11 protein-coding genes are annotated in these 14,054 nt (G+C 44.8%); all 11 read left to right on the top strand.

Going from position 1 to position 14,054, the window contains the following annotated elements; all coding sequences use genetic code 11:
• The first annotated feature begins 5 nt into the window (after positions 1-5).
• Positions 6-1,466, top strand: a complete 1,461-nt coding sequence (locus I2B62_RS18330; RefSeq protein WP_195270484.1) for a 4-hydroxyphenylacetate 3-hydroxylase family protein — start codon at positions 6-8, stop codon at positions 1,464-1,466.
• A gap of 2 nt (positions 1,467-1,468) precedes the next feature.
• A complete protein-coding gene (locus I2B62_RS18325) occupies positions 1,469-2,647 on the top strand; it encodes a pyridoxal phosphate-dependent aminotransferase (RefSeq protein WP_195270483.1) in 1,179 nt (392 codons plus the stop codon).
• Between the two features lie 125 nt (positions 2,648-2,772).
• Positions 2,773-4,044: a Glu/Leu/Phe/Val dehydrogenase gene (locus tag I2B62_RS18320; RefSeq protein WP_195270482.1), complete on the top strand. Its 1,272-nt coding sequence runs from the start codon at positions 2,773-2,775 to the stop codon at positions 4,042-4,044.
• 293 nt (positions 4,045-4,337) lie between these two features.
• A complete protein-coding gene (locus I2B62_RS18315; RefSeq protein ID WP_195270481.1) occupies positions 4,338-5,723 on the top strand; it encodes a glutamate mutase L in 1,386 nt (461 codons plus the stop codon).
• Between the two features lie 22 nt (positions 5,724-5,745).
• Positions 5,746-7,491 (top strand): cobalamin-dependent protein, encoded by a 1,746-nt coding sequence (locus I2B62_RS18310; protein ID WP_195270480.1) that lies wholly within the window; start codon positions 5,746-5,748, stop codon positions 7,489-7,491.
• A gap of 122 nt (positions 7,492-7,613) precedes the next feature.
• Positions 7,614-8,420 carry an IclR family transcriptional regulator gene (locus I2B62_RS20810; RefSeq protein WP_195270479.1) on the top strand — a complete coding sequence of 269 codons (807 nt, stop codon included), beginning with the start codon at positions 7,614-7,616 and terminating at the stop codon, positions 8,418-8,420.
• A 168-nt stretch (positions 8,421-8,588) separates the two neighbouring features.
• Entirely contained in the window at positions 8,589-9,275 is a 687-nt protein-coding gene (locus tag I2B62_RS18300) for a GntR family transcriptional regulator (protein ID WP_195270478.1), read from the top strand.
• 168 nt (positions 9,276-9,443) lie between these two features.
• Positions 9,444-10,649, top strand: a complete 1,206-nt coding sequence (locus I2B62_RS18295; protein WP_195270477.1) for a DUF362 domain-containing protein — start codon at positions 9,444-9,446, stop codon at positions 10,647-10,649.
• A gap of 35 nt (positions 10,650-10,684) precedes the next feature.
• Positions 10,685-11,578, top strand: coding sequence for a D-isomer specific 2-hydroxyacid dehydrogenase family protein (locus I2B62_RS18290; protein ID WP_195270476.1), 894 nt, complete (start codon positions 10,685-10,687; stop codon positions 11,576-11,578).
• A gap of 84 nt (positions 11,579-11,662) precedes the next feature.
• Positions 11,663-13,111 carry a Na+/H+ antiporter NhaC gene (gene nhaC / locus I2B62_RS18285; protein ID WP_195270475.1) on the top strand — a complete coding sequence of 483 codons (1,449 nt, stop codon included), beginning with the start codon at positions 11,663-11,665 and terminating at the stop codon, positions 13,109-13,111.
• A complete protein-coding gene (locus I2B62_RS18280; RefSeq protein WP_207736073.1) occupies positions 13,080-14,036 on the top strand; it encodes a glycyl-radical enzyme activating protein in 957 nt (318 codons plus the stop codon). Before nhaC ends, I2B62_RS18280 begins: the two co-directional genes overlap by 32 nt.
• The last annotated feature ends 18 nt before the right edge of the window (positions 14,037-14,054 follow it).

Raw genomic sequence — 14,054 nt, 5'->3', positions numbered from 1 at the left:
AAAAAATGAAAACAGCACGCGATTATATTGACAGCCTGAGAGACCGGGATATCAGAGTTTATATCAAGGGAGAGCTGATCGACAGCGATAAGGTCATCGACCATCCTTTCATTAAAGGCCATGTCAACGCCGCCTCCATGACCTACGCTTTGGCGAACAGCTCGAAATATGAAGATTTGATGACCGCCACCTCTCATTTAACAGGCAAGAAGATCAACCGTTTCACGCATATTCACCAAAGCGTTGACGATCTGATGAAAAAGGTTAAGATGCTTCGTATGATCTCTCAGAAAACAGGCACCTGTTACCAGCGCTGCGTGGGATTTGACGCCATGAACGCGACTTACTCCGTTACTTATGATATGGATAAGGCGCTGAGAACAGAATACCACGAACGTTTTAAAAAATTTCTTCTGTATGTACAGGAAAACGACCTGATGATCGCCGGAGCCATGACAGACCCGAAGGGTGACCGCAGTCTGCGCCCGAGCCAGCAGGCCGATCCGGATTTATTTGTCCATGTTGTGGATAAAAATGAAGATGGCATTGTCATCCGCGGCGCAAAAGCGCATATGACCGGGATGGTCAATTCTCATGAGATGCTGATCATGCCTACCATGGGAATGAAAGAAGAGGACGCGGATTACGCGGTATGCTGCGCCCTGCCGGTAGACGCTCCGGGTGTGATTCATATCTTTGGCCGACAGACAAATGATGACCGGAAAATGGAAGGCGAGATTGATCAGGGCAATGCAAAGTTTGGTATTGTCGGCGGCGAATGCCTGACGGTTCTCAATGATGTCTTTGTTCCCTGGGAGCGTGTGTTCATGTGTGGCGAAACCCCGTATTCCGGCCTTCTGGTCGAGCGCTTTGCCTGCTACCACAGACAGAACTACGGTGGCTGCAAGGGCGGTGTATCCGACGTCGTGGTCGGTGCGACGGCACTGATGGCCGACTACAGCGGCTACGGAAAGGCAGGGCATGTTAAGGAAAAACTCAATGAGATGATCCATTTAACAGAGACCCTTTATGCCTGCTCGCTTGCCTGCTCCTGTGAAGGAAAGCCCACAGAATCCGGCGCTTATTTTGTAGACCCGCTGTTAGCCAATGTGGGTAAGCACAATGTCACACAGCTGATCTACGATATTGACCGTTTGGCACAGGATATCGGTGGTGGTATAATTGCTACAATGCCGTCGGAATCCGATCTCCGGAATCCTGAAATCGGCAAATATGTGGATAAATACCTGAAAGGTGTGGCGGATGTGCCCACCGAAGACCGGATGCGCATCGGCCGCCTGATCGAAAATATGACCGGCGGCACAGCACTGGTAGAAAGCATGCACGGCGCAGGATCCCCCCAGGCGCAGAAGGTCATGTATTCTAAGCTCTCCAATCTGGAGAAAAAGAAAGAATTCGCAGCACACCTGGCAGGAATCCACTCTGATAAAAGTGAGGAAGAATAAAGATGCGTAACGAGATCAATGCTTATTTTTCGCAGGTAGCGAATGAATACCCGGCTTCAGGAATCCGGAAAATGTTTGAGATAGCAGCACAGTATGACCCGAAGGAAATCGTGAATTTAACCGTTGGTGAGCCAAACTTTGACACGCCCCAGAACGTAAAGGACGCGGCCCAAAAAGCCATCGACGATGGATTTACACATTATAATCCGAATGCGGGTATGCCGGCGCTGCGTGAAGCGGTAGCCGAAAGCTATGCACATTACCACTGCGGCTATAAAGCAGACAATGTCATTATCACTGTCGGTGCTTTAGAAGCGCTTACTCTGGGCCTTTTAACTGTGGTTAACCCGGGAGATGAAGTGCTTGTGCCAGACCCATGTTTCCCCAACTATCTGGGTCAGATTATGATCACCAAGGCAAAGCCGGTAACGGTCCCCGTTTATGAAGAAAATGACTATAAAATCCAGGCAGAGGATATTGAGAAGGCCATAACCCCCAAAACCAAGGCGATTATTCTCAATTCTCCCAGTAATCCTCTCGGCTCCATACTGGAAGAAGAGGATGTAAGAGCAATCGCCAAGATTGTTGAGAAATACAATCTGTATGTTTTCTCGGATGAAGTCTATGACAAAATCATTTATGACGGGCATAAGCATTTCAGCATGGCGCAGATACCGGAGCTGACGAGCCAGGTGATGGTAATGAACAGCTTTTCCAAAGCCTATGCCATGACCGGATGGCGTATTGGCTATCTGCTGGCAGACAGTACATTGACTAAGAGAATGGCCCAAATACAGGAAGGCATGGTGTCCTGTGTCTCTACCTTCACACAGGTGGCGGCCATCGAGGCGCTGAAGGGTCCCCAAACCGCAGTGCAGCAGATGATCGCAGACTACACCAGACGCCGCGAAATTTTAATTGACGGACTCAATGCGATTCCGGGCTTTAGTGTAAAGAAATCTCCAGGCAGCTTCTACGCCTTTGCCAATATTAAAGCCTTTGGAAAAACATCCCAGGAATTCGCGGAGGACTTAGTACGCGAGGCGAAGGTCATCACCGTGCCCGGTTCTGCTTTCGGCAGCATGGGTGAAGGCTATATGCGTTTTGTATTCGCGAATTCAGATGAAAATCTGAAGGAAGCATTACAGCGAATTGACGCTTATGTTAAGAAAAACTACTAACAAGAAAAATCTTGAAAAATAAAAAACCTCTATCCCCCTCTTGAAATAAATAAAAATAAAAAATACCATTAATCTCTCTACCAAATACCAAACCTTAAAATTTATGATTAAAACGGAGTAAGAAATTGAACAATCAAAAACCTGAATACAATCCTTATGATAACTTTTTAGAAGTTGTGGATACAGCAGCCGGAAAGCTCGGCTTAGATAAAAATGAATACATCACCATCACTTATCCTGAAAGAGAGCTTCAGGTAGCGGTTCCCGTACATATGGACGATGGCTCCATTCGTGTGTTCAAGGGCTATCGTGTACAGCATTCCAGCGGGCGCGGCCCAAGCAAGGGCGGCATCCGCTTCCATCCCAATGTCAATATCGACGAGGTAAAAGCCCTGGCAGCTTGGATGACCTTTAAGTGCGCGGTGGTCAATATTCCTTATGGCGGCGCTAAAGGCGGGGTTGAAGTCGACCCTTCAGAACTGTCCAGAGGCGAGATGGAACGCCTGACAAGACGTTACACCGCAGCGATTTTACCGCTTATCGGACCAGAACGTGATATTCCAGCACCGGATGTGAACACAAACGCAGAAGTAATGGGCTGGATCATGGATACCTACAGTATGTTTAAGGGCTATTCTGTTCCCGGCGTTGTTACAGGAAAGCCCATTGATATCGGCGGATCGCTGGGAAGAAATGAAGCTACCGGCCGCGGCGTCAGCATTATCGCCATGGAAGCCTTCAAATACCTGGGCATCGACTCACCCTCTCTGCGCATCGCGGTTCAGGGGATGGGAAATGTCGGCGGTACCACCGCGCGCCTGCTGGCAGAAGCCGGATATAAGATCGTCGGTGTCAGTGATGTTTCCGGCGGTTATTACAAGGCGGATGGGCTGGATATCAGTGACCTGGAAGCGTATATCGCAAACAGCAGCACCCACTCTCTGGAAGGCTACAGTGCAGAGGGTGTTGAAAAAACAGATAATGACGGCCTGTTGTGCTGTGACTGTGATGTGCTGATTCCATGTGCGCTTGAAAACCAGATCACCGCAGAAAACGCAGACCGGATTCAGGCGAAACTAATCGTTGAAGGCGCTAACGGCCCGACAACCGTGGAAGCCGATGAAATCCTTACAAAGAGAAATATTGCCGTTATCCCGGACATTCTCGCAAATGCCGGCGGCGTTGTTGTATCTTACTTTGAGTGGGTTCAGAATACTCAGAATCTGACCTGGGATGAAGACAATGTCAACAGCACACTGCGTAAAATTATGGTTGACAGCTTTGGCGAGGTACAGAATATCCATGATACCGATGCTGTGACATTCCGTGTTGCCGCCTATATCCTTGGGCTTAAACGCCTGAGCATGGCGACAAGAATCCGCGGTATCTTCCCATGATATAAGATTATCGGGCAGTAACTTTGTAACAATCTTATCGGAGAAGACACCTCCTGCTTAAAATAACCATCTCGAAATTTTTTTCGAAATCAGAGACATGATGCGCCGATAAGAAAGTGCAGAATGTTGCAAAGTTTAATATATTGCTAATAACTCTTTTATCAGAAAATTGCCCGCTTCCTTATTTCCTACGTGCTTATGGGCAGTCAATGGTAAAGGAGTTATTTTTATAAAAATTTGACTTTGGACTATATATCAGTAAAATTAGATTATCAGACACAGGGGGGAGCAGCATGGAGTATTGTATTTTATTTGATTTTGGCAGTACCTTTACGAAGGCGGCGGTGATCTGCAAAGAAACGAAAGAGGCTGTCTACACCACCCGGCATCCGTCAACGGTAAGAGAAGACGCGCGGATCGCCATGGAACAATGCCTCTCGGATATCCGGGGAGCCATTGGTGATGACGCGGTTGAAAGCGCAGAGCAGTACGCCTCCAGCAGCGCTGCAGGCGGGCTGCGGATTGTGGTGGTCGGGCTGACCTACAATCTGAGCATTTCTGCGGGGAGAAATGCGGCGTTTGGCGCGGGCGCCAAGATCATTCATGTCACAAGCGGCGCTCTGACAGAGGAAGAAGTTGAAAAAATAGAAGCGCTGCCAGCTGAGATGATTCTGTTGTGCGGCGGTTATGAAAATGGCAACCAGACAATCATCAGGCATAACGCAGAGATGATTGCCAAAAGCCAGATCAGCTGTCCGGTTATTTACGGCGGAAACAGCCAGATCGCCCAGGAAATCCGCGCGAAGCTGCTGCAAAATAAAAAGGAATGTTTCCAGGCGCCGAATATTATTCCGAAGGTAGGTGTTTTAGACATTGATGTAGCGGAAGAGATCATCCGCCATTTATTTATGAACCGCATTGTAGATATGAAAGGCCTGGGCGATATTATCAAGCTGGTTGACGGGCCCATTGTGCCGACGCCGGCGGCAGTTTTAGACGCGGGCATGCTGATGTCGCAGGGTGTCCAGGGCTATGAAGGACTGGGTGAGCTCATGCTTGTGGATATCGGGGGCGCGACAACCGATATTCATTCCTACGCTGAGCATATCCCCTATGAGGGCGCAAGGCTTGTGGGCGCAGATGAGCCCTATGCCAGACGAACCGTTGAGGGAGATCTGGGGATGCGTGAATCCTCCGATGTACTGATACGTGAGCTGGGTGTGGCGTTCTTTGCCAATGAAATCGGAGTTTCGGAGGAAATACTCGAAAAATCCATATGGAACAGGGTGCACAACACAAAATTTCTGCCAGACACCCCTGTCGAAAAACATATCGACCAGACCATTGCGGAGAGTGCCGCGTACTTAGCGGCCAGACGGCACGCGGGCGTTATTGAGCATAAAAGCAGTAATTACTGCCGCAGACTGCAGCACGGGAAGAATCTGACTCATGTGCAGACCATTATCGGAACTGGCGGACCGATCATTAACAGTGAAAACCCAAAGGCCATTTTGAGGCATGCCCTCAGAAGAGAAAAGGGTGAGAAGGATGCACTGCTGCCTTCGACGTGTGATTTTGTGATCGACCGGGATTATATTCTGTATGCAGTTGGCCTGTTAAGCTATGTGGATAAGCATTTGGCGTTTTCTGTTGGGATGAACAGTATCATAAAAAAATAAGAGGATCAAGGAGACACTAACCATGGAAATTAAAATGAAAAAACGATTTGAGTACAAGAATTTGCCGGATATGAAGAGCATTCGGGATGAAGTGGATAAGGTGGCCGCGGATACCGTTATTGGAAAAACTTTGTTCATGGAAGAAAATGGTGTGGCGTCTGAAGCCGAATATAAACGCAAAATGGCAGAGGAAGGCCATGTTATGAAGCACAGCCACATCGGTTGGAATTCATGGGACGCCACCGCGAAAGGGGTAGAAGAAGTCTATAACACACTTCGGAAGCGCGGAAGCTATGTCGATCGTTTTGGATTTTGTCTGGACTGGGTTATGGGCGTGCCAGAAAAATACCGCCATAAGCTGCCTGTGGGGACAGGACTAACCTTTAAAGACCCCGACGAATGGCAGAAGCTTGGGCAGATCGTGCCTGTTCAGCCGCATTTGGGCGACCATATGATTGCCTCGTGTAATTCCTTTGAAAATACGCGTTACGCACTGGCGGCAGGTGTAACAACAATTGGAAACGTTTCGCACTACTATACCTATGAGTATCCTGGCGTTGATATTGAAGAGGAACGCGTGATCGACATGCTCAGGGCCATCGTTTTAATGGGAAAATTTAAAGACCAGGGAACCATTATCCACTCAAATGTGGACGACGGCTTCGGCTCGCAGTTCCATGATCTGGCGAATCTTGTGGGTTGGTGCATTATGGAAAGATATATCGTAGAGGAGCTGCTGGGCGGCCGAATGTGTCACTGCTTTGGCAATCTTTTCAGCGACCCTATTCTGCGGATGACCTTCAACCAGGCGATGTGGGAGATCAATACCTACAAGACACCGGGGTCCATGATCTACGGCAATACCATCGACTTCGGCTTTGACTATGACCGCAACTTCGGCGCTTTGTCCTCATTTGTGATGGCTGACAGCATGGGACAGTCCAAGTGCCCGACCGGCCATGCCGTAACGCCGATCCCTGTGACAGAGGCGGCCCGGGTTCCTTCGATTGATGAGATTGTGCAGGCGCATATGACCGTTGACATGATGATTGAAAAAGGCCGCTACTATTCACCGTATATCAACTGGACAGAGATTAACGCGGAAAAGAACCTGCTGGTGGCGTGCGGCAGAATCTTTTTTGAGCGGATCATGAACGGTCTCGACGATCTGGATGTGGATATTACCCACGCCGGAGAAATTCTGGGAGCTTTAAAATCCATTGGTTCAGAGCAGCTTGAAGAGGTTTTTGGCGTTGGAAAAGCAGATAAGCTGGCAATGCGCGGCCGTGTGCCGGTGCGACCCACCAATATTGTCATGACTATCAATGAGCGCCAGCGCGAGATCAGCGACCAGATTCAGAATCTTGAAGGCGCTCTCCAGGATGTTAACGTCATTATCGGTTCAACCGACGGCCATGAATTTGGAAAAGAAATTGTGAAAAGTATTTTATTCCAGGCTGGCGCAAATGTATTTGACCTGGGTAAAAGCGTTCCGGTGCAGGATATTCTGGATACGATGATCGAAAGCGAAAGTCGTTTTATTGTGATGAGCAGCTTTAACGGTATTGCGCTCAGCTTTGCCCGTGAAATGCTGGAAGGGCTTGAAAAGAGCGGAATGGACGCCCATCTGATCATGGGCGGACTTCTCAATGAAAATAAAGATGGCAGCGATCTGGCTGTGGATGTCAGCGATGACCTGCGCGCTCTCGGCGTATCCTGTGATAACAACGCCGAGGGACTGGTGGATACAATCCAGGCATTTTTGTAAGTTACAGATATAAAAAAGAATTGAAAAAATAGACTAACTATTATATAGTTATTAATATAGAATCGGGAATTCTAAATTAAAGAATCGAGGTGAGAGATACGGCTAAAAATGAAAATAACACAGTGGCAAAGGGAAAAACCACGGAAAAGGAAACATCATTTTCCAAATCAATCCTAAAGACCTTAAGCATTCTGGAGCAGTATTCCAAGGCTGATGAGCTTGGCATTAAAGAGCTCAGCGAAAGTACGGGAATCCCTGCCAGCACAGTGCAGCGAATTGTAAATACCCTTGTTATGAAGCAGTATCTGGTACAAAACCCACATACACTCAAATATCAGCTGGGTATTGCGTTTTTTAATATCAGCAGCCGTTATTCCAACAGCCGTGACTGGGTAGAGGTAGCAAAAGCGCATATGGAAGAGCAGGTTGAAAAAACGCAGGAAACCGTCAATCTTGCTATTTTGCAGGGAAAGAGCGTCATTTATCTGACCAAGGTGGATTCTCCGCATATCCTGCGCCCCAATTTTACAGTAGGTACAGCCTATCCCGCGCTCAATACCGCTCTTGGCAGATGCCTGCTGGCATATCAGCCGTGGGATAAAGTCGAGAGAATGATTAAGCTTCAGCCAAATTTTAATAAGGATATCAACGCATTCCACGAAATGCTGGAGGAAGTTGAGCGGAACGGCTATGCGACAGAGGATGAAGAGTTTCAACCCGGACTTTTCTGTATTGCTGCGCCAATATGGGATGCTAACGACCGTGTAGTAGCGGCAATCAGTACCAGTATCCCCAAAATAAGGCTGGACGAAAGTAACAAAGAAAATATTATACACATGATGCAGTCCACAGCAACTCAGATTTCGTTGGATTTGAAAAAAAGATTCACATATATTGATGTGGACAAACTATCCCCAACAACCAATTAATGTTTAAAAACCCTTGTGACAAGATTAAATAGCCACAAGGGTTTTTTATATTGTATAAAAATATCAAATTACGAAAATATCTTGACAGGAAAACAGAAAAGTAATATTATGAATACATAAATCATTTTGGTATACCAAAACATATATTGTATTTAAAATGGAGGAGTCATGAAAGAAGCATATAAAGAGGAGAAATCCCTTACAGAGCAAGTATACTCGAAGATTAAGGAAAGAATACTGACACTTGATTATCCACCCGGAATCGCCATTACAGAAGCCAACCTGGCCGAAGAATTTTCAGTAAGCCGTATGCCGGTTCATATCGCAATTCAAAAATTAACCAATGAAGGATGGATTGAGACCGGTTTCCGCAAAAAGGTTTATGTAAAAGGTATTTCCGTAAAAGACGTCCGGGAGATTTATGAAATCCGCGAGATTCTGGAAATTAAAGCGCTGGATACCATTTTTAAAAAAGAATTGAATTGGGACTTTTCGTTTAAACTTGAAGAGAAGTTTGTCCGTATGAAAGCCAGCTACCATGATTATTATGCCTTTGAATATGCAGACAGCGAGGTACACCGGACAATGGTCAGCGTTTTAGATAATAAGAGAATTGATCAAATTTACCTCAATCTTCAGGATGAGCTTGTGAGAATTATGGTTTTGATTTTTAAATACCGCAAAAAAAATAACGATTATGCGGAACGGATTATCGCGAGCATGCAAAAAATAATTTTAGGAATTCGAGAAAAAAACTATGATGAAGCGCTTTTTTATTTACAACGAGAGCACCTTTCAGGTGGACTGGACGAAGCGCTTGAGGCGGTTACGTTTTATAATAAGAAAAACCTATAGAGCAATTTACAGTAAAGTTTAAAAGTTGTTTTCTTTACAAAAAATTTCATATTGACAATTGTTGCAATACCGGATATAATCAATTCATAAATGGAATCATTGATTCCGCAATGTGGAATCAATACGCGGAAGTGAATTCCAGGGTATGAGAAAGGAGTTATAGTAAGTATGTCAGTAGTATCAATTCAAAAAACTGAAGGTAATGATTATGCAAACATTGAAAAGACAGTAAGACAGGTGATTTCTGACTGCGGTGGCATTAGCGATATTATCAAACCGGGATATAAGGTTTTGATCAAACCGAATCTGGTTGCCGTGCCTGACGATCGTTTATCAGGAGGGGTTACACGTTGGGAAGTCGTTAAAGCTATTGCAGAACTCGTAAAAGAAGAGGGAGCTGAGGCCATTATCGCAGAATCCAGCGCAGCAGGCGTTGATACAGAGGAAGTCATAAAAGCCTGCGGTTACGACCAGCTGCGAGAAGAAGGCTATCAGGTTATTGACTTGAAAAAACAGGCCAAAAAAGTAAAAATTCCTGTGCCGGATGGAAAGTTAATCAAAGAATTAAGCTCCTGGGATGTTGTAGCCGAAGCCGATGCCATTATCACTGTTCCGGTTATGAAGACCCATGATCAGACAGAGGTGACGCTTGGTCTGAAAAATCTGAAAGGTTTGATCGGCGATGTTCAGAAAAAGGAATTTCACTCCATTGGCGTTATAAACGGCGTCATCGACATTATCCAGACCATTAAGCCTGTGTTAAATGTTATTGACGGTACATTTTGCCAGCAGGGGCTGGGGCCGATTTTTGGTGAAACCGTTGTAATGGATCTCATCGTTGCTTCAAAAGACGTGGTCGCCTGTGATGCTGTAGCCAGCGTTATTATGGGCTACAACGTGGACGAGCCAATGTTGACAGTTGAGGCGAATGCCAGAGGACTTGGCGAAATGGATCTTGATAAAATTGAGATTAAAGGAAAATCCATTGAAGACGTTAAACACCGTTTTAAACGCTCGAGTGAAGTGGAAATTGAAGGCTTGCCGCCCTATAAGCTGATCTTTGCTGAAGGTGCCTGTACAGGCTGCCGTAATACCGTTATCAGTTCATTGATGGATTTGAAAAGCCAGGAATTAACGCAATACCTGGAAGGAAAAATTTTGGTTGTAGGGCCGGTAAAGGAAGAAGAACTGCCACCGGAATCCACGCCGGAAAACACCGTGTTAATCGGAAAATGTACCAATCCGCTCAAGGGTAAGGGCCGTTCAGTAAAAGGATGCCCTCCGGGAAATGTCTTTGTTGTACAGGGAATTGTCGGCGATGAAGTGAAGGTCGGCCGAAGATACAGCGACGCGGATGAAGAAAAAATAAACTAACGTTTATTAAGTAAGTTAAATATAAGGGGAAAAGTATGTTCAAAAAAATGGTGGCAATTGAACGGTTGAATCTGACACCGGAAGCGGAAAATGCACTGTCACAATATGCGGAAAAAGTGCAGTTTTATTACAGTATTCCAGAGGATAACGCCGCGATCATCAAGCGGATTGGCGACGCTGATGCGGTCTTGCTAAGCTACACAAGCCAGATTGACAGCGAAGTGCTGGATGCCTGTCCGAATATTAAGTATATTGGGATGTGCTGCAGTCTGTACGCACCGGAAAATGCCAATGTAGATATTCTTACCGCAGAAAAAAAGGGAATTGTGGTAAAAGGAGTCCGTGATTATGGTGATGAGGGAGTACCTGAGTACGTAATCAGCGAACTTGTTCGGCTTCTGCATGGATTTGGTGGAGTTATGTGGAAAAATACACCAATGGAGCTTACAGATATTAATATTGGCGTGATGGGAATGGGAACAAGTGGTATTATGGTTGCCCGTGCCTTGAAATTTTTTGGCGCCAATGTTTACTATTTCAGCAGAACGAGAAAACCGAAAGTAGAGGATAAAGAGGGCTTTATATGGCTCCCAAAAGACGATTTGCTTGAAAAGGCAGAAATCCTATGTACATGTTTGAATAAAAACGTTATTTTGATGGATGAGCGTGCATTTGAAATCTTTGGTAATGGCAAAATTTTTGTAAACACTTCAATTGGGCCTTCACATGAAATAAGAGCTTTGAAAAAGTGGTTGCAAAACAAAAAAAATTACGCACTGAGCGATACGTTTGGTGGTCTTGGTTCAAAAGAGTTTTCAAACTACCCGAATGTTTTTTGCCCAGATAAAGCGGCGGGAACATCCGCTTTGTCGAAAGTCAGACTAAGCCAGAAAGTCATTAAAAACATTGAGGACTATCAGGAAAAATAGGACGTTTAACGGTTCAAAAGGAAAATGCGAAAAGGTTCGCTACAACCTTTTCGCAGGTAAGTGAAATTTAAGAAAGAGAAAACCATGAAACTATTTAAAAATAACGAAACAGCAAAAGAAGTTAAACCGGAAAGAAAAACGACTTTTGGAATCTCTGTCATTGTTTTGATAGCTGCAATCGGGGTCCTGTTGATCGGCGTGGTAGGCCTTAAACTAGACCCTCATATTCCAATTTTAATGAGTGTCACAGTCCTTTTGGTTTACAGTATTTATCTGCGTATTCCGTGGAAAGATATGCGCAATAGTATCTGTAAAAGCATTTCAGAATCCATAGAGGCAATTTTGATTATTTGCCTGATTGGGGTTACTGTTGGAACTTGGATGTCCAGCGGTACTGTGCCACTGGTTATTTATTATGGACTTAAAATTTTCTCACCACAATGGTTTTTGTTATCTATTCTGCTGCTATGCTGCATCATGTCTATTGTAACGGGGTCATCATGGACAACCGTCGGAACAATTGGGGTCGCCTTCATGGGCGTCGGAATCGGTTTAGGAATTCCAGCAGGTCTGACTGCCGGGGCGATTCTTTGTGGTGCTTATTTTGGTGATAAACAATCGCCGGTTTCCGATACAACAAATTTTGCCGCTGCTGTATCAAAAGGAGGACTTTACGAAGTGGTTCGTGCAATGATTTATACCACAGGTCCTTCCCTGCTTGTCAGTGCAGTTGTTTTTGTTTTCCTTGGGTTTAGATACGGGTCAGGGACAGCAGATATATCACAGATACAGGCCATTACGGATGGGCTTGCTTCTTCCTTTAATCTTTCACCTATATTAATAATACCATTAATTTTGTTATTGGCAATGATTATTTTAAAAGTACCCGCCATTCCAACTATGATTATCGCATCGCTGATGGGGGCATTTTTCACATTTATTATTCAAGGACAAGATATAGCTTCCTGCTTAACTTTTATGCATTCGGGATATGTTTCTGAAACAGGTGTCGAGGTTATTGACAGTTTGTTGACCCGTGGTGGATTGAACTCAATGACATCGACAGTGATGCTGATGTTATTTTCATTAGCTCTTGCCGGATGCTTAGAACGTACTGGTGTAATGAGTATTGTCATTGGAAAAATCAGTGGATTAACCAAAAATCGTGCAGGACTTATTACAACCACGCTTGTTATGGCTATTGCCTTAAGTTTTTTTGCGGCAGATCCATACCTTGCAATGCTTCTTCCAGCTAACGCTATGGGTAAAAAATTTGATGAACAGGGAATTGACCGACGTGTTCTGGGAAGGACTATTCAGGATGGTGCAACAGTCATGGCACCACTTGTTCCTTGGGGAACAAATGGTATTTATTGTTCGTTAACATTAGGTGTTGCGGTAGCAGAATATGCACCTTATTACTTAATGGGATATGCAACACCAATATTCGCTGTTATCTGTGCGGTGACAGGATTTGGTGTTCTCTATACTAAAAAGAAAAATGATCAAGATGAACCGGTACTGGAACAGTAGAGACACTGCACTGGTGTTTAATATCCAAAAATGTTCAATTCATGATGGACCTGGAATACGCACGATTGTTTTTTTAAAAGGTTGTCCATTGAACTGCTTATGGTGTGCAAATCCAGAGTCGCAGGAATACGGAAAAGAGATTGCAGATACCCAATCACATTGCATAGGTTGTGGTGTTTGTATTGAAAAGTGTCCAAAACGGTGTATCACATTAGATGCAAGCGGTCACGGTGTTATAGACAGAGGCATATGCAATGTGTGTGGTATTTGTACAGAAGTATGCTATGCAAAATCGAAGCGTGTGGTTGGAGAAGAAATGACCATCGAAAGGCTTATGGAAAAGGTACAGCGCGATAGAATTTATTATACCAATTCTAATGGTGGAGTTACCTTTTCAGGAGGAGAACCGTTAACACATCCTGATTTTCTTTTGAATGCGGCCCGGGAGTGTAAAACGTTGGGAATAAATGTAGCTGTTGAAACCTGTGGTTATGCAGAATACCAGCTTTTTGCACCAGCTATGCAATACATAGATTTGCTTTTTATGGATATTAAAGAAATTGATTCAAAGAGACATGAAGTTTTGACAGGACGCGGAAACGAAAGAATCATTGATAATTTTAAAAAAATTGATGCTTTGGGAAATAAAATAACAGTACGAATTCCAGTGGTTCCAGGCTATAATGACCGTTTGGAAAATTTTAAAGGGATCGCTGAATTAGTGGCCTCCGCCGATCATGCGAAGGGTATTGAACTGTTAGCATACCATGCTCTTGGGGTTCATAAATATGAAATGCTGGGCAGGAAATATGCGTTGAAGGATGTTAAAACACCAGAAGAGGAAAAAATGTTGGAATACGTTGACTATATAAATCAGTTTTTGATGCCAGCAGGTAAGAAATGCTGGTTTGAGCAGTATGAATAGCTCAAAATTAATGGAGGA

The sequence above is a fragment of the Eubacterium sp. 1001713B170207_170306_E7 genome, from assembly GCF_015547515.1.
Lineage (GTDB): Bacteria > Bacillota > Clostridia > Eubacteriales > Eubacteriaceae > Eubacterium.
Note: the sequence above shows the minus strand (reverse complement) of the source record. Positions and strands in the feature narration are given on the sequence as shown.